Annotated in this window: 18 protein-coding genes and 1 riboswitch; of the genes, 16 read left to right on the forward strand and 2 right to left on the reverse strand. The window is 42.8% G+C overall.

Going from position 1 to position 18,489, the window contains the following annotated elements:
• Positions 1 to 304 precede the first annotated feature (304 nt).
• The 12 genes from GDK41_RS03565 to ung all read left to right on the forward strand — a co-directional run bounded on the left by GDK41_RS03565 (position 305) and on the right by ung (position 10,341).
• The gene (locus GDK41_RS03565; protein ID WP_152085126.1) at positions 305 to 1,324 is read left to right on the forward strand and encodes an FAD:protein FMN transferase; all 1,020 of its coding nucleotides are present in this window, start codon (positions 305 to 307) and stop codon (positions 1,322 to 1,324) included.
• Between the two features lie 91 nt (positions 1,325 to 1,415).
• The gene (gene nqrM / locus GDK41_RS03570; RefSeq protein WP_070989757.1) at positions 1,416 to 1,628 is read left to right on the forward strand and encodes a (Na+)-NQR maturation NqrM; all 213 of its coding nucleotides are present in this window, start codon (positions 1,416 to 1,418) and stop codon (positions 1,626 to 1,628) included.
• 59 nt (positions 1,629 to 1,687) lie between these two features.
• Positions 1,688 to 2,287: a histidine phosphatase family protein gene (locus tag GDK41_RS03575; protein ID WP_152085127.1), complete on the forward strand. Its 600-nt coding sequence runs from the start codon at positions 1,688 to 1,690 to the stop codon at positions 2,285 to 2,287.
• Positions 2,288 to 2,304: 17 nt separating this feature from the next.
• Positions 2,305 to 2,420: riboswitch (cobalamin riboswitch) on the forward strand.
• 107 nt (positions 2,421 to 2,527) lie between these two features.
• A complete protein-coding gene (locus tag GDK41_RS03580) occupies positions 2,528 to 3,340 on the forward strand; it encodes an ABC transporter ATP-binding protein (RefSeq protein WP_152085128.1) in 813 nt (270 codons plus the stop codon).
• Complete coding sequence (locus GDK41_RS03585) at positions 3,337 to 4,329, forward strand: FecCD family ABC transporter permease (RefSeq protein ID WP_152085129.1); 993 nt, start codon at positions 3,337 to 3,339, stop codon at positions 4,327 to 4,329. Before GDK41_RS03580 ends, GDK41_RS03585 begins: the two co-directional genes overlap by 4 nt.
• A gap of 19 nt (positions 4,330 to 4,348) precedes the next feature.
• Positions 4,349 to 5,416: a nicotinate-nucleotide--dimethylbenzimidazole phosphoribosyltransferase gene (gene cobT / locus GDK41_RS03590; RefSeq protein ID WP_152085130.1), complete on the forward strand. Its 1,068-nt coding sequence runs from the start codon at positions 4,349 to 4,351 to the stop codon at positions 5,414 to 5,416.
• Between the two features lie 13 nt (positions 5,417 to 5,429).
• Positions 5,430 to 6,182 carry an adenosylcobinamide-GDP ribazoletransferase gene (locus GDK41_RS03595; protein WP_152087503.1) on the forward strand — a complete coding sequence of 251 codons (753 nt, stop codon included), beginning with the start codon at positions 5,430 to 5,432 and terminating at the stop codon, positions 6,180 to 6,182.
• Positions 6,179 to 6,724: a bifunctional adenosylcobinamide kinase/adenosylcobinamide-phosphate guanylyltransferase gene (gene cobU, locus GDK41_RS03600; RefSeq protein ID WP_152085131.1), complete on the forward strand. Its 546-nt coding sequence runs from the start codon at positions 6,179 to 6,181 to the stop codon at positions 6,722 to 6,724. Before GDK41_RS03595 ends, cobU begins: the two co-directional genes overlap by 4 nt.
• Complete coding sequence (locus GDK41_RS03605; RefSeq protein ID WP_152085132.1) at positions 6,721 to 8,220, forward strand: cobyric acid synthase; 1,500 nt, start codon at positions 6,721 to 6,723, stop codon at positions 8,218 to 8,220. Before cobU ends, GDK41_RS03605 begins: the two co-directional genes overlap by 4 nt.
• Positions 8,217 to 8,828, forward strand: a complete 612-nt coding sequence (gene cobO / locus GDK41_RS03610) for a cob(I)yrinic acid a,c-diamide adenosyltransferase (RefSeq protein WP_152085133.1) — start codon at positions 8,217 to 8,219, stop codon at positions 8,826 to 8,828. Before GDK41_RS03605 ends, cobO begins: the two co-directional genes overlap by 4 nt.
• Positions 8,828 to 9,670, forward strand: coding sequence for a cobalamin-binding protein (locus GDK41_RS03615; RefSeq protein WP_152085134.1), 843 nt, complete (start codon positions 8,828 to 8,830; stop codon positions 9,668 to 9,670). Before cobO ends, GDK41_RS03615 begins: the two co-directional genes overlap by 1 nt.
• Positions 9,671 to 9,681: 11 nt before the next feature.
• The gene (ung, locus tag GDK41_RS03620; protein WP_152085135.1) at positions 9,682 to 10,341 is read left to right on the forward strand and encodes a uracil-DNA glycosylase; all 660 of its coding nucleotides are present in this window, start codon (positions 9,682 to 9,684) and stop codon (positions 10,339 to 10,341) included.
• Positions 10,342 to 10,571: 230 nt separating this feature from the next.
• Here the strand turns inward: ung and GDK41_RS03625 are convergent, their stop codons facing one another.
• Both GDK41_RS03625 and tal read right to left on the reverse strand, forming a co-directional pair.
• On the reverse strand, positions 10,572 to 10,763 hold the full coding sequence (locus GDK41_RS03625) for a DUF3545 family protein (protein WP_152085136.1): 192 nt from the start codon (positions 10,761 to 10,763) through the stop codon (positions 10,572 to 10,574).
• A gap of 208 nt (positions 10,764 to 10,971) precedes the next feature.
• A complete protein-coding gene (gene tal, locus GDK41_RS03630) occupies positions 10,972 to 11,922 on the reverse strand; it encodes a transaldolase (protein WP_152085137.1) in 951 nt (316 codons plus the stop codon).
• 267 nt (positions 11,923 to 12,189) lie between these two features.
• Between tal and yaaA the strand changes: the two genes are divergently transcribed.
• The 4 genes from yaaA to GDK41_RS03650 all read left to right on the forward strand — a co-directional run bounded on the left by yaaA (position 12,190) and on the right by GDK41_RS03650 (position 18,476).
• Entirely contained in the window at positions 12,190 to 12,969 is a 780-nt protein-coding gene (gene yaaA / locus GDK41_RS03635) for a peroxide stress protein YaaA (protein WP_152085138.1), read from the forward strand.
• Between the two features lie 243 nt (positions 12,970 to 13,212).
• Positions 13,213 to 14,382 (forward strand): MFS transporter, encoded by a 1,170-nt coding sequence (locus tag GDK41_RS03640; RefSeq protein WP_152085139.1) that lies wholly within the window; start codon positions 13,213 to 13,215, stop codon positions 14,380 to 14,382.
• A 143-nt stretch (positions 14,383 to 14,525) separates the two neighbouring features.
• Positions 14,526 to 15,812, forward strand: coding sequence for an ABC transporter substrate-binding protein (locus GDK41_RS03645; protein ID WP_152085140.1), 1,287 nt, complete (start codon positions 14,526 to 14,528; stop codon positions 15,810 to 15,812).
• A gap of 9 nt (positions 15,813 to 15,821) precedes the next feature.
• Positions 15,822 to 18,476, forward strand: a complete 2,655-nt coding sequence (locus GDK41_RS03650) for an ATP-binding protein (protein WP_152085141.1) — start codon at positions 15,822 to 15,824, stop codon at positions 18,474 to 18,476.
• Positions 18,477 to 18,489 lie beyond the last annotated feature (13 nt).

Below are 18,489 nucleotides of genomic sequence, written 5' to 3' on the forward strand. Positions count from 1 at the left end.
AAACCCCAAGGTAGCTAAACCTTGGGGTTTTTTATTGTTTCTATATTTGATTTTATTATACCAATTGCATTAGATTGGTGATCAGATATTGCGACAGATAAATGGCTTAGTAACAAGGCAAATATTTCGCTATGTAGTTATTCTACATGAGAAATATTTAACGCAGTTAATGAGTTATTTAGCTCGCTAGAATGATCAATGTATTAATAAAATTGGTATTAGACATTGGTGCCGACTAAATCACTCTGGCTATTAAATGCTTTATTGGTTATGAAGGTTGGTACAACTTTTTAAGGAAGGGAACATGAAGCGGGTATTTTTTCCACTGCTTATTTTTATGATCTTACTTGTTACAGGTTGCGAGCGAAATGAGACGCAGCAGCTTCAGCCGTTAATTATAAACGGTAAGACGATGGGCACGAGCTATAACATTAAGGCGTTTCCGTCGAATGAGCAGATAACGGCGGCGCAACTAAAAAAACAAGTCGATGAAGTACTCATAGCAGTAAATCAGTCAATGTCTCCTTGGGTTAAAGACTCAGAGATAAATCGCTTTAACTCGTTTGCTGATAATGAATTCATGCCAATAAGTGATGACTTTAGGGCTGTTATTGCTGAGTCAATACGCTTAGGTAAGTCAACACAAACGCTTGATGTCACAATGGGGCCGCTGATCGATTTATGGGGATTTGGCCCTGACAAGCGCCCAACTAAGCGCCCGTCACAAGCACAGTTAGATGATATGCGCAGCCGCATTGGGGTTGATAAACTAATTTTAAATGAACAAGGTCTTGCCAAAACTATAGCTGGCTTAGAAGTATCATTCTCTGCAACTGCAAAAGGGTTTGGCATCGATAAAGTGGCCAGTTTGTTAGAGCAATCCAATATACATAATTATATGGTTGAAATTGGTGGAGAACTTCGCCTGTCAGGTAGCAAACCAAATAATAAACCTTGGGTTATTGCTATTGAACAACCTGATGCGCCTATGGGGCAGCGCCAAGTCCACAAAGAGCTAAAGCTGCATGACACAGGTATAGCGACATCAGGTGATTATCGTATTTTCTATGAAATGGATGGTGAAACGTTTACGCACTTAATTGACCCAGCTACTGGCATGCCGGTAAAGCATGACTTGGTGTCTGTTACTGTGTTACACCCATCAGCGATGACTGCAGATGGCTTGGCAACGGCGTTAACGGTGATGGGAACGCAACGAGCTAAAGAATACGCTCAGCAACATAACTTGGCTGTGTACTTAATTAGTAAATCAGACGATGGACTGGTTACTTACGCCAGTGAAGCGTTTAAACCTTATTTGTGAGTAGGCGACAAGCGAGTTATAATATCGCAGTCTTAGACCGTCAAAGCTCAGTTTAGCTGGGCGATTACTTTACTCTATAGGGGCCATTACCATGTCACTGTTTTTACTTACCTTCGGTTTGCTTATTTTGATAGTTGCTGCAATGGCGGTGGGTGTTATTGTACAAAAGAAGTCAATGGCCAGTAGTTGTGGTGGCTTAGGTGCAGTGGGTGTTGAAAAAGCATGCGATTGTGATGACCCTTGTGACAGACGTAAAAAACGCTTGGCCAAAGAACAAGCATGGAAAGAGAACCAAATACTATAAGTGGTTTATTATAAAAAAATGCGAGCTAAGGCTCGCATTTTTGCTTGATAAGGGGCTGTATGGAACAAGTTTGGTATTTTATTCGTCATGGTACCCCTCAAGTCACCGGTTGCTTGTTAGGTGCGACGGATGTCCCTCTCAGTGATCTGGGGTGGCAGCAATTATCAGAGGCTGTGGCACACTTTAAAAATATCGATAATGTTGTAAGCTCACCGCTAAAACGTTGCAAAGCTTTTGCCGAGCATATGTGTGCTCATCGCAATGCGTCGTTGAAAGTTGACGCGCAGCTGCAAGAAATGAACTTTGGCGATTGGGACGGTCAGCCTTATGAGCTTTTATGGCAGCAAACTTCGACACCTACGATAGGCCAATTTTGGCAATCGCCAAATATTTATGCACCGCCAAATGGAGAGTCATTACAGCAATTTCAAACGCGTATTATCCAATGGTGGACTAAACAGCTAGGTAATAATCGCTGCCGTAGTAATATGGTTTTTACGCATGCCGGCGTTATTAAACAGCTAATCGGTCATATCTTGTGCCTTGAGAGTAGTAATATGCAGGCGTTTAATGCCTTAGATATAGGGTATGGCAAAGTAGTAAGTGTCCATGTTTATTACGATGAACAGGATAAAGCATGGCCAAAAGTTGTTTTTTAGACGTCTAGACAGCATAATGGGCACTTAATTTTGTTGGTAGTTCTTGGGAATGAGTTGCAAATACTCAACTGTCCCCGCAACTGTGATGGCCAATGCCTAAGTCAGATACCAAGGCCAACAAATACACTCTTAGCGGGCGCACTTTGAGTCACAAGCAATCTTCCGTGTAAAAAAATACTTAAAGTAAAGTATTGTATTTGTTTGTGTCTATGTGCTCGTTTTACAGTATTTAAGGTAGACATGAACCACGCAACTACACCGTCCCCCATCTTACAAATCAAGAATCTGAGCTTGAGTGCGAGTCATACTGATATTCTTAGCAAGGTAAGTTTTGAGGTTCAAGCGGGGCAGTTTGTAGGATTACTTGGCCCGAATGGGGCTGGTAAATCTTCACTATTACGCTGTATTTATCGATATTGTGCCCCCAGTGAAGGTCAGGTTTCACTGTTTGGTGATCCCATCGATAATTACTCTAGGCAAGATTACGCAAAACATGTTGCAGTGGTTTTACAAGAGGTTCCTGAGCAGTTTAACTTGGCGGTATTTGATGTGGTTGCAATGGGGCTTACGCCACATAAGCCGTTATTTTCTGTGACGACCACAGAGGATAAAAACAACATAGCGATGGTCTTGGATAGAGTTGGCCTGTTAGCCAAAGCCAGACAAGTATTTAGCTCATTATCGGGTGGCGAAAAGCAAAGAGCGATGATAGCCAGAGCAATGTTGCAAAGGCCTAGCTTACTCATTATGGATGAACCAACGAGTCATTTGGATGTGAGATATCAAATTCAAATCATGGAATTGGCAAAATCATTAGGTGTTAGCGTGCTGGCTTCATTTCATGATCTCAATCTTGCTGGTGCAATTTCAGACCATTTGTTGGTGCTGCATAATGGTCAACTCAAAGCGCAAGGAGCCCCAAACCAAGTGCTTACCAGTCGTTTGCTGAGCGAGGTGTTTGGTGTCTGTGCTGATGTTTCGCAAGTGCCCAGTAGCAAAGATGCTGAATCATTTGTACCGCATATTCGTTACCACTACGGTTATATTCAATGAGCCGACTTCCTTTGTTTTTGATCTCAATCGTTACTATCGCGCTGAGCTTTCAGTGTGCACTTAGTTTTGGTGCCATCTCGGTTGATTTAGCACAAGTTTGGCAAGCGTTGTTTATGTATGAACCGGATAATTTGACACACCGTGTAATCGTTGAACTTAGGTTGCCACGCTCTATACTCGCCTTTATTGCAGGCAGCGGGCTTGCCATGGCAGGGCTTATTTTACAAACAGTCACCCGAAACCCCTTGGCAGATCCATACCTATTTGGCGTATCTTCAGGTGCTTCTTTTGGGGTGGTAACGCTGTTTGCATTAACCGGTGTTCAGGCTGGTTTAGCGCTTTCTGGAGCAGCATTTTTAGGATCGTTGCTTGCTATGAGTGCGCTGCTTATTGTTGCTCGCTCACAGCCTAATCAACAAGTGGAGTCGATGTTATTGGCAGGTGTTGCACTGTCGTTTTTATTCAGCGCGGCAACGAGTCTAATTTTATATTGGAGTGACCCTCAAGCGATCAGTGCCATTGTTTTTTGGACTCTGGGGAGCTTTGCGCGAGCCGATTGGCAAACACTTTGGCTACCAGCACTGATAGTGTGCATCAGTCTATTTTGTATGCTGTTGCTAAGGCGCACACTCAATGCTCTGCTACTTGGTGACGAGAGTGCCACCACCTTAGGGGTTAATGTATCCAAACTGCGTCTTGTCATGCTGGTGTTAAGTTCATTATTAACAGCAGTCTTGGTGGCCATGTGTGGTGGTGTTGGGTTTGTTGGTTTGATGATCCCCCATATTGTGCGCTTTTTTATCTCTCAAGCGAGTTTTGCCGGTTTGTTTATTACTGCACTCAGTGGTGGTGTGTTTATGTTATGGGTTGATGTTGTTGCTCGTTCAGCATTAAACAATCAAGAGCTGCCGGTGGGGGTTATTACCGCCGCAATAGGCAGTGTGTTTTTTATCTCGTTGTTGATACTACGTAACCGCAGTATTGCATAAAGTAAGGATGCCTTAGATTATGACTATCTCACCTCTGAACAGGCAATTTGAACAACAAATTCAACAGAACATAGATTTAAAAACGAAGCCTATAGGTGCGCTTGGGCAATTAGAAGCGCTTGCTAAACAGGTGGTATTAATTCTGTCGCAGAAGATGAGCGGATCACAGCTGGCAGATGCTGAGTTTAAAGTGATTGCACCACAACTGATTATTTTCGCCGCCGACCATGGAATTGCCCAGCATGGAGTCTCGATTGCTCCCAGTGATGTGACAGGGCAAATGGTGGCAAACTTTGCGACGGGTGGAGCTGCCATTAATGTGTTGTGTAGGCAGTTTGGCTGGCAGCTCAGCGTGGTTGACTGTGGAATATTGACCGCGCCCAGTAAAGAGCTTGGGGTAATATCACAGCGTTTGGGCAGAACAACACGTTGTTTTGCTCAAGATGAAGCGCTCACTCAAACCCAGCTAGAGCAAGGGCTTGAATATGGTAAACAACTTATTGCCAAGCAAGTAAAGCAAGGCGGCAATGTCTTTGCTTTTGGCGAGATGGGGATCGGTAATACCAGTGCGGCATCGGCTATTTTCTCTGCTTTAACCGGCTTATCTGCAAAGGAAACTGTTGGTAGAGGTACGGGGATCCCTGAAGATATTCTCATTAAAAAACAACACTTATTAGAACAGGCTCTTACTTATCATCAGGGTAATTTAGACAGCGCATATGACATACTACGTTGTGTTGGCGGATTTGAAATATGCCAAATGGTGGGAGCGATATTAGAGGCCGCTAAGTTACAGCGTGTGATTGTAATTGACGGCTTTATTGCCACTGCCGCGGCCATGCTTGCAGTTAACATGTGCGATGCTTGTAAAGACTATATGGTGTTTGCTCATTGCTCGGGCGAGCAAGGTCACCAAAAGATGCTCGATGCGCTTGCTGTCACACCACTCTTAAATTTAGGCTTAAGACTAGGTGAAGGTACAGGTGCTGCACTTTGCTTACCGCTGATACAAAGTGCTTTGGCACTTTACAATGAGATGGCCAGCTTTGAGCAAGCGCAGGTTACTCAGGTGGTGACGTGTGAGTAACTCTTCTTTGTTAATGGCTATGGTATTTTTAACGCGCTTACCGATCAAAATAAACGCCACGGTGAACGATGAATTGCTTAATGATGCTAGTCGACATTTTGCACTTGTTGGGTTGTTTATTGGTTTGGGGTTAGCGCTTATTTATATTGTTTCACATAGCCTATTCCCAGTTTCTGTTGCCGTGATTTTGACGTTAGCGGCAGGGGTTTTGCTCACGGGCGCATTCCATGAAGATGGTTTTGCAGATATCTGGGATGGTTTTGGTGGCGGTTGGTCTGTTGAGCAAAAGCTAAGCATTATGAAAGACTCCCGTTTAGGCACATATGGTGCATTGGCGCTGTGTTTACTCATGTTATTAAAGTTCCAACTGCTTGTATTGCTGGGCTCAGTTTGGTATTTGCCATGCGTTGCGTTGATACTTGCGCATACCCTTAGTCGCGCAATGGCAACGAGCTTAATTGGGCTGTTACCTTACGTACAGCTAGATAATCAAAGTAAAGTTAAGCCTGTGGTAAGGGGGTTATCGCAAAGCGCAAAAGAAAGCCTGTTTGTATGTGCTTTAAGTGTGTTGCTACTTACTTGGGTGTTAGGCTTTTTGAGTTTTTGGTATGCCATAGTGATGGTTATATGTTTATGGCTGATCCGCAAATTGTGCGTGGTTTGGTTTAACAAGCAGTTAGGTGGCTATACAGGAGACTGCTTAGGAGCTGCTCAGCAAATTGCAGAAGTAAGCGTTTACTTGGTTTGTTTAAAGGCGTGGCTATGAACTCAAAAATACAGCTTATTTTAGGCGGAGCTCGTTCAGGTAAAAGCCGCCTAGCAGAGCAAAGAGCTGAACAGTTACTTGCAGACGGTAAAGTGAAGCGGCTTGTGTATGTGGCAACGGCACAGGGTAAAGACCCTGAGATGCAACATCGTATAGCACACCATAAAACGCACAGAAGCGCAGGTTGGCAGGTGGTTGAAGAACCTTGGCGGCTTGATGATGTGGTCATATCACACAGCGAACAAACCTGTATTTTGATTGACTGCTTAACGCTATGGCTAACATATGGCTTGTGCGAATTGGGCTTTGAGGCTGTTGAACAAAAGAAACAACAGCTTATTGCGTCATTAAAACAAACTACGGCACGTGTGATATTGGTAAGTAACGAAGTAGGGCATGGCATCGTTCCATTGGGGGAGCTAAGTCGACAGTTTGTGGACCAAGCAGGATGGTTACACCAAGATATTGCGGCGTTGGCAAGTCGCGTAGACTTTGTTATTGCCGGGTGTTTGTTACCACTGAAACAGGAGCACATGCTTTGACAACAATGATGATACAAGGCACTACTTCGGATGCAGGTAAAAGTACTTTAGTCGCTGGATTATGTCGCGTGTTGGCTCGCAGAGGGATAAGCGTCGCCCCTTTTAAACCGCAAAATATGGCACTCAATAGTGCGGTAACCCCCTGTGGTGGAGAAATTGGTAGAGCACAAGCTTTGCAAGCGGTGGCGGCAAAGGTTGCGCTCAGTACCGACTTCAATCCCATATTGCTTAAGCCAAATAGTGATACGGGTGCACAGGTGATCATTCATGGTCGCGCAATTAGCAATATGGAAGCCGCCAAATACCACGACTACAAAAAAGTGGCAATGCAGGCCGTGCTGGCTTCTCATCAACGGTTAAAGGCGCAATATCAAGCAATACTGGTTGAAGGTGCTGGTAGCCCAGCAGAAATTAATTTGCGTGAAAATGACATCGCCAATATGGGGTTTGCGTGTGAAGTTAACTGTCCTGTTATCATCGTTGCAGACATAGACAAAGGCGGCGTATTCGCGCACCTGGTAGGGACCTTGGCGCTATTAAGTGAAGCGGAACAAGCTTTAGTTAAAGGTTTTGTGATCAACCGTTTTCGTGGCGATATTGGCTTGTTGCAATCAGGGTTAGATTGGCTTGAGGCGCACACCAACAAGCCAGTTTTGGGTGTTATGCCTTATTTGCACTCACTTAATCTTGATGCTGAAGATGCGGTGACGGTTGAAAACCACGTAACAGATAAACAACTCAGTGTTAGGGTGTTGCTATTGCCGCATATTAGTAATCATACCGACTTTGATAGTTTGCGTTTACACCCAAATGTTGATTTGCGCTATGTACGCCATGGTGAGCAAATTGGCGCTGCTGATTTGATTATTATTCCTGGTAGTAAAAATGTGATAAGCGATTTAACGTTTTTGCACTCACAGTCTTGGCAGAGCGAGATCATGCGTCACTTGCGCTTTGGTGGCAAAGTACTCGGTATATGCGGTGGCCTGCAAATGCTCGGTAAGGCTATTTTTGACCCCAATAATGTAGAATCAAACCAACAACAAATTGACGCATTAAATTTAGCCGACTTTACAACCACACTAACTGACAATAAAACCCTCACTCAGGTTTGTGGAGAATGCCTGCTGTCAGGTGCTTTTGAGAGCATCGAAGGCTACGAAATTCACTGTGGTGTGAGTGAAGGGCCCGCACTAGAAAGCCCGTTTATGCTTTTTGCTGAACACCCGGCAGGGCATGTTAGAGATGGTTTTATATCACAAGATAGGCAAATTGTTGGCACTTACTTACATGGTCTTTTCGACAGCCCAAGTGCGGCACAAGCAATACTGGCATGGGCCAGTGACGGTCGCTTGCAAACGCCAGGTTTTGATTTAGCAAAGCACCGTGAACAACAATTAGAGCGTCTTGCTGACACCTGTGAACAACACCTAGATATCGATAAAATTTTAGCGCTATTGAACGATGATAAAAATGATAGAGAGAGTAATTTATGAGCGACTCACAAACGAACAAAGATCAGCAAAAACACCAGCAACGACAGCAAAAGGTAAAAGAACAAGTTGATGCCAAAGTTGCCTCAGCCGATAAAGTACAAGGCATTTTTCAAGTAATAACAGGTAACGGAAAAGGGAAGTCGACTTCAGGGTTTGGCGTGGTAGCTCGATGTGTTGGCCATGGTAAAAAAGCAGTGGTTGCACAGTTTATAAAAGGAATGTGGGAATGCGGTGAGCGCAACCTACTAGAAAAAGCAGGTGTCCCTTTTGAGGTTATGAAAACAGGGTTTACTTGGGAGACGCAAAACCGAGAAACCGACACCATAGCAGCGCAACAAACTTGGCAAAAAGCCAAGGAGTGGCTTACAGACGAAAGCATCGACTTAGTTTTATTGGACGAGCTGACTTACATGGTCAGTTATGACTACATCGACCTAGAGGAAGTGCTTGAGGCTATCGCCAAGCGACCAAAAATGCAGTCTGTGATTATTACTGGGCGCGGTGCGCACCGCAAGCTGACAGATTTGGCAGATACAGTGAGTGAAGTGCGTAATGTTAAGCATGCTTTTGAGTCTGGCGTGAAAGCGCTTGAAGGGTTTGATTTTTAATGAAATTACATTACTTTCTATGGATGCTGGTGCTATGTGGGAGCGGTGTAGCTCAAGCGCAAGAGGCGAAACGTATTGTGGCGCTTGCCCCGCATATTGTAGAGAACTTATTTGCCATTGGAGCGGGGGAGCGCATAGTCGGTACTGTTGAATACGCCGATTACCCCGCAGCAGCGAACAATATTGAACGCATTGGCGGTTATAACGGTATTTCACTTGAAAGGGTATTAGCGCTGCAACCTGACTTGGTCATAGCTTGGCAATCTGGTAATAAAAAGGCGGATCTCGACAAGCTGCAAAAGCTCGGCATAAAAGTAATTTATAGTGATACCAAAGATATACACAAGGTCGCTGATGAGCTGCGTTTGTTTGGCAAACTAACAGGGCAACACCAACAAGCAGAGCGCTTGGCAGAACAGTTTTCAGCGCGTTTTGCAGCCTTAAAAGCACGCTACAAAGGCAGCCAGCCTTTACGCGTGTTTTATCAATTGTGGCCAGAGCCTATGATGACCATAAATCAAAACACTTGGCTGCATCAGTTACTTGAAGTCTGCGCCGTAGAAAATGTGTTTGCAGATAATTCAGCTGACTATCCGCAAATCAGTATTGAAAATGTATTGAAAACCAAACCTCAAGTGATTGTACTACCCCGCGAGAAAAGCAAAAAAGAGGTGCCGACTATAAACTGGCAGGCGTGGCCTGAGATCCCCGCGGTAAAACAACAGCAGTTTATAAACGTTGATGCGGACTTACTCCATCGTTACAGCACCAGAGTGCTTGATGGAGTCACAGACTTATGTGATAAACTGCAACAAGCACGCTCGCATTATTACAAAGGTTGAAGGTTACTAACATGACAACGTGGGAAGATTTACTCGCTCAAGAAAAACAACAAAGCTATTTGCAAGAAACCTTGAGCTATGTGGCGCAAAGACGCAGTGAAGGTGTCACGGTATTCCCGCCGCAAGAGCAGATATTTGAAGCATTCAAGATGACTCCTTTTGATAAAGTGAAGGTCGTGATTTTAGGGCAAGATCCCTATCATGGGCCTAATCAAGCACATGGTCTGTGTTTTTCTGTACTACCGGGAGTCAAGCCTCCGCCCTCATTGGCAAACATGTATAAAGAGCTAGCGCAAGATATCGCGGGTTTTACTATACCTGAGCACGGCTATTTGCGCGCATGGGCTGAGCAAGGGGTACTGTTACTTAATACGGTATTGACGGTTGAGCAGGGCAGCGCACACTCACATAAAAAACTAGGATGGGAGCGCTTTACAGATGTGGTCATTGAGCAGATAAATGCACACAGCGAGGGAGTGATATTTTTACTTTGGGGAGCACACGCTCAGAAAAAAGGCAAAAACATAGACGCTCAGCGCCATCATATATTGCATGCTCCACACCCATCTCCTTTATCTGCCCATCGTGGCTTTTTTGGTTGTCAGCATTTTTCAAAAACTAATCATCTACTGCAAAATATGGGAAAGCAGCCTATTAACTGGCAGGTATAATACCAACCAGCAATAAGACTTAATAATTTTTAGGGACAAACCCAAACACTCGCTGCGTTAGTAATTTCTCATTTAGAGTAACTAAAGAGCGGTATTTTTGCCTTGCTGTCGATAGGCTTTACCGCCTAAAAAGAGCACGCTTAATTAAGCAAATTGTTATAAAAAGTGGAAGATAACAAATAAGTTAGTAAATAAAAAAGGCTCCTAGGAGCCTTTTTTATTTAAATGACTTAAATAAAGTCCAAGTCATCTAAATCTAGGTTGTCTGCGAAGTAATCTAATTCCTGTAATTCTTTGCGAAGACGCTGTTTATCTTTTAGCGCTTCAATTTCACGCCACTTTCGTTTTTGCTTTTTTTGAGAGGTTCGTTTTGTTGTTTCAGGACCTTCTAATACCGCAATAATATCGTCTAGGCTATCCATGAATTTCTCCTATTGATTATTAACCTCAATAACGCTCTCGCACTTAAAACCGCGCTGCAAGCAACTTTGGTATATCACAACTGATGTGAAAATAAAATAAAAATGTGTCGGTTAGGTTAAACTGAGGTGACAGTTTGATTAAAATCAATTGAGAGAAAGGAAATAAAAAACGCCGCAATTGCGGCGTTTTAGAAAGTTGGCGTATAAATTAGAGCGCTTTAAAGCGTGCTTCTAATTCTTCTTGCGCTTTGGCAAATGCGCGAATACCTTCAGCTAGCTTTTCAGTCGCCATAGCATCTTCGTTGTGTAACCAACGGAATTGCGCTTCAGTTAATGGCGCAGGTTTTGCTTCTACTTGATAGTTGCTTTCAAGCAAATATTCTTTTGCATCAGTTATTTCACCAAGCTCTTCAAGCAGAGCTGGGCTAATGGTCAACTTGTCACAGCCAGTAAGAGCAATGATTTCACCGGTGTTACGGAAGCTAGCACCCATTACCACTGTTTTGTAATCATGACGTTTGTAAAACTCATAAATGCTACGTACTGATTGCACGCCCGGATCAGCAAGTGGATCAGTTGGTTTGGCAAGGCCGTTGGCAACATGCCAATCTAAAATACGACCAACAAAAGGAGAAATTAAGAAGACGTTAGCGTCTGCACAAGCTCTGGCTTGGGCTTGGCTGAACAGGAGTGTTAAGTTACATTTTATGCCTTCTTTTTCTAACTGTTCGGCTGCTTTAATGCCTTCCCACGTAGAAGCTATTTTGATGAGAATGTTATCTTGGCTTACGCCTTCTTTTTGATAAAGCGCAAGTAAGGTTTTTGCTTTTGCAATAGTCGCTTGAGTATCAAATGATAAGCGAGCATCTACTTCAGTAGAGATATAACCCGGTACAATATCCGATATTTCTTTACCTATCAGTACTGCAAAATAGTCGCATGCAAGCTCTAGTTGCTTGTCTGCGTCTGTTTCTGCACTTTTAGCATAATCCCATGCTTTGTTCAGATAGGCTTGGTATGCTGGCATTTCGCTGGCTTTTAGAAGTAGTGACGGGTTGGTTGTCGCGTCCTCAGGTTGGTGTTTGCGAATGGCTTCTATATCGCCGGTGTCAGCAACAATCGAAGAGTGTTGTTTTAGCCTATCTAGTGCTGATGTCATTGGTTTTCCTCATTCCTATTTTGCAGCAAAAATTCATCAAAAATTCTAGAGCGCCTATGTTGCAGTACCATGACGGCCTTTAATAGGTCAATTGTCCGTATTTACTCGGATAACACAGTCGTTAGGTGTTAAAGGGTAGCAACGCAGCAGCTTTTAGAATTGAATTGTGGTTATTCCTCATGATTTCAAGGGTTATTCAATACTTGAAGTCATTAAAGGATAGTGTTGAAATTGACACTAAACATATTTTAAGTCAATAGGCCTGCAATGATCACGGTAATCTCACCCGCAAAAAACTTGGATTTTGAAACCCCTGCGACTGTCACACAATTTACTCAGCCCGAGTTATTGGAGCACAGCGAAGAGCTGATTAAAGTCTGTCGGACATTATCGCCGCAGCAAGTGGGCAGTTTGATGAAAATCAGCGATAAGCTTGCGGGGTTGAACGTGGCCCGCTTTAGTGAATGGTCGCAACCATTTACTGTAACTAACGCAAAGCAAGCAGTACTCGCTTTTAACGGTGATGTTTACACAGGTCTTGATGCCAGTACATTAAGCACTGAAGAACTTAACTATGCACAGAGCCACTTGAGGATTTTATCTGGCTTATATGGCGTGTTAAAACCACTCGACTTAATGCAAGCGTACCGACTTGAAATGGGCACTAAGTTAGAAAATAGTCGAGGTAAGAACTTATATGAGTTTTGGGGGAGTATCATTGCTGAAAAACTCAATGAGGCACTAGTGCAGGCTCAAGCAACACAGCTTGTTAACTTAGCGTCAAATGAGTATTTTAAAGCGGTTGATAAAAAATCGCTTAAGGCGGATATCATTACGCCAATTTTTAAAGATTGTAAAAATGGACAATATAAAGTGATTAGCTTTTATGCCAAAAAAGCACGCGGCATGATGGCAAGGTATATCATGGAGCAAAAAGTAACCTCACTAGAAGAGTTAAAGCGTTTTGATGTTGCAGGTTATTATTATAGTGAAGAAGCAACCATTAAAAATAATGAGCCTGTATTTTTAAGGGCAGAGCAAAACTAGTTAACCTGAACTCGGGATAAACAACATGCTACAGCACTGCACTTTTTGCGTACTTCTGTGTTGAATTCGCTAGCAATCGCTCGCTATTACGTACGCGAACTCGCCTTGAACTGCACAAAAATAGCAGCACTGTATGATTTGCTCTGGTAATGGACTGATATAACTAACTTTGTCATATCCATTATCCCGAGTTCAGGTTAGTTAATCATTTGGCCTAATAAAAAGCCAATAAACGGAAGCAGTATGAACAAAAATGTATTGTTATTGGCTATTTGTCAGGGGTTAATTACGACGGGCAATATTTTACTCGTCACTATCGCTGCGTTGGTAGGGCAGGCGCTAAGCCCTAGCGAAGGATTTACGACATTTCCGATTGCAACGCAAATGTTGGGTTTGTTATTTACCACAATTCCTGCATCTTTAATCATGGCCAAAATGGGTCGCCGCGTTGGTTTTTCTTTAGGTAATTTAATCGGCATTAGTGGCACGGTATTAGGCTTTTATTCTTTAACTAGCAGCGAATTTTGGTTGTTTAGCTTGGCTACTTTCTTAATTGGAATTGGCATTGGCTTTGCGACTTTGTACCGTTTTGCGGCCATTGAAGCCAGTGATAATCCAGCAACAGCCATATCAACCATTATGGCAAGTGGGGTTGTTGCCGCTGTGTTAGGCCCGAATATTGCGGTTTGGGTTAACCATTATTTTGTATCAATCAACTATGCCAATGTGTTTATTGCCTTATCTGCGCTGTATTGTCTTGCTTTAGCGCTCCTTCAAGCGGTTACGTTTAATGAAGTGGATCGTAAAAAAACACAACCCCACTCGCGCTCTTTGAAGCAGATCATTAGTCAGCCCAAATTTATTACCGCAGTTTTGGTGGCAATGGTCAGTTATACAACAATGAATTTGCTAATGACCGCCACACCACTGGCGATGCATCGTCATGGTTTTGACTTAAGCGCTTCGGCATTGGTGATTGAGTGGCACGTTTTGGGTATGTTTGTGCCTTCATTTTTTACTGGTAAATTGATCACAAAATTTGGACAAACGCATGTTATGACCGCAGGTGCGTTAGTCGTATTGGGGTGCTGTGTTGTTAATTTGCTTGGCGTTACTCATTGGCACTTTTTATTAGCGTTATGCTTGTTGGGAGTGGGGTGGAACTTTATGTTTATCTCAGCCACTCATATGGTCAGTGAGACCTACCAAGAACATGAACGTGCCAAGGCACAGGCTAGTAATGAGTTTTTAGTGTTCAGCATGGTGGCTGTGTCTTCTTTAGCTGCAGGCTGGCTAGAAGCAGTGATTGGTTGGCAGGCACTAAACTTTGTGGCCATACCCATGATGCTTTTCATTTTGTTGATAGTCAGTTTTTATAAAATGACACTAAAACGCTTCGCGATATCCCATTAATAGGTATTGCAGAGCTTACTCATTCTTACGTGTTATCTCAGTACTTAATAATTCTCAGCACGACATGTTAAATAGTTATCCCTCTTCTATACTTGATTAAAATTAAAGTAAAAAAACGCTAAACGCATTTTTTAGGAAAGGGTATGGCAAATAAATCTTTGCGCAGTGGGGTTGACCAAAACAAGAGAAAACTACTTAAACAAGCCGCCAGCGTGGGGGCTTTCGGTGTTTTAGGCTTTAAAGCGCCCTATGTTTTTGCAAAAAAAACGCACACTGTTCGAGTGCTAGGCACGCATGTTACGCTGCAGCAAGCGTTGCGAGAACAAGCTCAAAAAGATTTAGGTATCAATTTAGTTTATGAGCCAAAAGGCAGTGCAGCTGTGCTGCAAAAAGCGGCAATGGCACCTGAATCATTTGATTTGTACGAGCAATGGTCAAACAGTATCAATGTTTTGTGGTATTCGGGCTCTATACAGCCTATTGAGAAAAAACGACTGACATACTGGGATGAGATAAATCCTTTGACAAAAACGGGTCGCCTGCAGCCAAATGCAAAAATTGGTGCTGGGGATGCGCCATATAAACTACTTCATGTTCAAGAAGATCAAACACTTTCTGACAAAGAAAGCGATTTTATTAGTTATCTTCCCTATGTCCACAATGTTGATTCTTTTGGATATAACACGCAAGTGATACCCGCTGGCGTGCCTTATAAAACGGAAAGCTGGGGATGGTTACTTGAGCAAGAGTATCGCGGCAAAGTAGGTATAGTGAATGCGCCAACAATAGGTTTGTTTGACTTGGCCTTAGCTGCACAGGCTCAGCGGTTAATGAGTTTTGCAGATATAGGAAATATCACCAATGATGAACTAGACAAGTTATTTAGGATACTCGGTGAATATAAACAACAAGGGCATTTCAGTGGTTTTTGGACATCTGTCCCTGAGTCTGTTGATTTTATGAAAAGTAACCGAGTGGTGATTGAAAGTATGTTTTCACCTGCAGTATCGGCATTAAATGGGCAAAATGTACCTGTAATTTATGCTGCGCCAAAAGAAGGATATCGAGGTTGGCACGGGGTGATGTGTTTATCTTCTGCGACGACAGGCGCGGTTAAAGATGCCGCATATGAATATATGAACTGGTGGCTGTCAGGTTGGCCTGGTGCCTTTATCGCAAGGCAGGGTTACTATATTTCGAACCCTCAGCGTGCTAAGTCTTATTTGTCTAAAGCTGAGTGGGATTATTGGTATGACGGGTTGCCAGCTGCGCAAAATTTAACTGGAACCGATGGGAAATTATCGGTTAAACAAGGAGAGGTGCGCACAGGCGGAAGTTATTTAACCCGTTTTAGTAATGTTGCTGTGTGGAATACCGTTATGCCTAGTTATGATTATAGCTTACAAAAGTGGTATGAATTTATTAGCTAGGAGACGTGCATGACGTTTTATCGCTCTCTAGCATTTCAGCTGAGTTTAGGTCTGTTGTGTATCAGTGTATTGGTACTTTCATCGGCGTACCTGACTAAAATTAGCTACAAATTACTTGCCTACAGGGATAGTGAAATTGCCAACTCTACAGAGCTGGCAGAAAGAGCCTATTTGTTAGAGTTGTCGGTAATAGACTTGCAACGTAATGTATTAATTTACAAGCAATCGGCCAGCTCGGCAGCGATGAATCGCAGCAATGAATTAATCGACAAGTTAGAAGCTGTCTTAGCACAAATTGACCAAGCGAGCCAACAAACGCAAGACGTCAGTGATATGATAGCAAGAATGCAAAGTCACCTTGCTGACTATAAAGATAATTTAGCGGTGGCTGTTGCTGGTAGAGAAAAACGCCAGTCTTTATATCAAGATGAGTTTTTAGCTGTTATTAATACCGCTCAGGATGTTATCAATCAAGAGCTTGAAACCACTCAAAAAGCCCAAGCAACACTCTATTTAACCAAGGCACACAACGCCGTACTAACTTATTTGATGACCCAAAATGCCGTACATGTAAACGTGTTTAATCAACAAATTTCACTGGCAAAGTCGCAATTGACCAATACTGTGGTCAAAGCACACTTCCAAAAAATAGCGATGGCTTTTAGAAAATTACATCAAACTATCCGAGGGTATCTGTATTTAACCAATGTGGTTTTACCTGGGACGGCCAACGAAATTCTTCACCTGTCATCTACCCTTCGTGCTCTAGAAGAGCAGCAAATGCAAGATAAGATTACCTCGGCAAAAGAAACGACTAGCTCTTTACAGGGTCGCAGCGAGTTATTCACTTTACTAAGTATTATGTTAGTTGCTCTTTACGCTGCTTTTCTGATTCTAAGGGTGATCAGGCCAATTCGCTCACTTACAGTGCTTTTTAAGCGTTTGAGTAATAATTTGCATGTTGACGATATTCCATACCTTAAAAGAGAAGATGAAATAGGTCAGCTATCAGTGGCAGCTAGCGTTTTTCATAATAAAAACTTGCAAACCACAGAGCTCTTTGAGCGAACAAAAGAGCTAGTAATTGAACAGAAGTCATTAAATGAAGAGTTAGCTGCGAAGCAACAAGAAGCAGAGCAAGCAACCATATCCAAAAGCTTATTTTTAGCGAATATGAGCCATGAGATTCGCACACCAATGAATGGCATCATTGGCTTGATAGAGCTACTTAAAGCGTCAAACTTGGAGGCTGAGCAAAGAGAGTGTATCGAAAAAATTGATTACTCCAGCGGTGTTTTGATGGCGGTGATTAACGATATTTTAGATTTCTCAAAAATTGAAGCGGGCAAGTTAGACATTGAGGAAAAAGAGTTTGAACTTGATCAAATGCTCGACAATATTTTAGCTTCGGTTAGTTTGCGAGCTACCGAGAAAAACCTTTATTTTCGTTGTGTTAGCCCTACACAGGAAAGTCATTTAGTTGGCGATGAAGTGAGGATCACACAAGTGATCCTCAATTTATGCAATAACGCGATTAAATTTACATCGCTGGGCGGTGTTGAGCTGAGAGTATCTACTTATGATAGCGCCACGGGTGAAGTGATTTTAGGTATAGAGGTTGAAGATACTGGAATTGGCATGACGCTGCAGCATCAAAGTGATGTGTTTGAACAGTTCTCTCAAGCGGACGTATCGACTAGTCGAAAATTTGGCGGTACCGGGCTTGGATTAGCGATTGTTAAGCAGCTATGTGAATTGATGAATGGTAGTGTCAGCGTACATTCAGAAGTTGATAAAGGCTCCGTTTTCTCTGTTATGCTTAAACTGCATAGAGCGACTCAGCGGCAAAAAAGTAAACTACCAGTAAACCATAACTTCGCTGTATCTATTGTGTGCCAGCGCCAAATAAATAAAGTAACAAAGATCATAAGTGATTATTTTGCTTTTAATAATTGCAAAGTAACTTACTTAGAATTACACAAGGTTGCTGCCATGACACAGCAAGAGTTAAGTGCTCTAAATATTGTGCTGGTATTAGATCATCAAATGTCTGAATCTATCTGTTTGGCAGATATAGCCTCATTGCAATATTACAGTGCGGGCTTGTGTGTTGTCATAGATAAGCGAGACTCAGTATTACTAACTCGCGCTGGCATCGCGCGAGATACGCTGGTGCTCGAAATGCCGTTCACGTATAGTGCATTTTACAACCATATATGTAAGTTGTTTAAGCATGATGTTGTACCGACTCATAAAGCAGAAGCGAAAGTTGAGTTACGCTTGAAGGGGCGGGTTTTGCTTGTAGAAGACAATGCGGTTAATCAAATGGTTGCTGAAAAATTACTGGCTTCACTGGGGCTAGAGGCAGATATTGCACAAGATGGCCGTCAGGCGGTTGATAAGCTTAGTAATACACCTTATGCGTATGACTTAGTATTAATGGACATTCAAATGCCTGTTATGGACGGCTTCACAGCGACTGAATATATTCGCAAAGAGTTGCAATTAAATATGCCAATATGCGGGTTATCGGCGAATGCAATGTCGGAAGACTACGATAAAGCGATAGCCAGCGGTATGAATGATTTTATGACAAAACCAATAAAAATGGAGCAGCTTAAAATGGTATTGCAACAATACTTAGAGCAAGATATTTCAGCCTAAGCGATGGTCATTA

The organism is Pseudoalteromonas sp. A25, from assembly GCF_009176705.1.
Classification (GTDB): domain Bacteria; phylum Pseudomonadota; class Gammaproteobacteria; order Enterobacterales; family Alteromonadaceae; genus Pseudoalteromonas.

Bases quoted from the DNA above. Each gene is read 5' to 3' on its own strand.
- GDK41_RS03575 (WP_152085127.1), top strand. From the start codon at position 1,688: ATGGAACAAGTTTGGTATTTTATTCGTCATGGTACCCCTCAAGTCACC.
- nqrM (WP_070989757.1), top strand. From the start codon at position 1,416: ATGTCACTGTTTTTACTTACCTTCGGTTTGCTTATTTTGATAGTTGCT.
- cobO (WP_152085133.1), top strand. From the start codon at position 8,217: ATGAGCGACTCACAAACGAACAAAGATCAGCAAAAACACCAGCAACGA.
- GDK41_RS03625 (WP_152085136.1), bottom strand. From the start codon at position 10,763: ATGGATAGCCTAGACGATATTATTGCGGTATTAGAAGGTCCTGAAACA.
- GDK41_RS03650 (WP_152085141.1), top strand. From the start codon at position 15,822: ATGACGTTTTATCGCTCTCTAGCATTTCAGCTGAGTTTAGGTCTGTTG.
- GDK41_RS03565 (WP_152085126.1), top strand. From the start codon at position 305: ATGAAGCGGGTATTTTTTCCACTGCTTATTTTTATGATCTTACTTGTT.
- cobT (WP_152085130.1), top strand. From the start codon at position 4,349: ATGACTATCTCACCTCTGAACAGGCAATTTGAACAACAAATTCAACAG.
- GDK41_RS03615 (WP_152085134.1), top strand. From the start codon at position 8,828: ATGAAATTACATTACTTTCTATGGATGCTGGTGCTATGTGGGAGCGGT.
- yaaA (WP_152085138.1), top strand. From the start codon at position 12,190: ATGATCACGGTAATCTCACCCGCAAAAAACTTGGATTTTGAAACCCCT.
- GDK41_RS03580 (WP_152085128.1), top strand. From the start codon at position 2,528: ATGAACCACGCAACTACACCGTCCCCCATCTTACAAATCAAGAATCTG.
- ung (WP_152085135.1), top strand. From the start codon at position 9,682: ATGACAACGTGGGAAGATTTACTCGCTCAAGAAAAACAACAAAGCTAT.
- GDK41_RS03585 (WP_152085129.1), top strand. From the start codon at position 3,337: ATGAGCCGACTTCCTTTGTTTTTGATCTCAATCGTTACTATCGCGCTG.
- GDK41_RS03645 (WP_152085140.1), top strand. From the start codon at position 14,526: ATGGCAAATAAATCTTTGCGCAGTGGGGTTGACCAAAACAAGAGAAAA.
- cobU (WP_152085131.1), top strand. From the start codon at position 6,179: ATGAACTCAAAAATACAGCTTATTTTAGGCGGAGCTCGTTCAGGTAAA.
- GDK41_RS03640 (WP_152085139.1), top strand. From the start codon at position 13,213: ATGAACAAAAATGTATTGTTATTGGCTATTTGTCAGGGGTTAATTACG.
- GDK41_RS03595 (WP_152087503.1), top strand. From the start codon at position 5,430: ATGGCTATGGTATTTTTAACGCGCTTACCGATCAAAATAAACGCCACG.
- tal (WP_152085137.1), bottom strand. From the start codon at position 11,922: ATGACATCAGCACTAGATAGGCTAAAACAACACTCTTCGATTGTTGCT.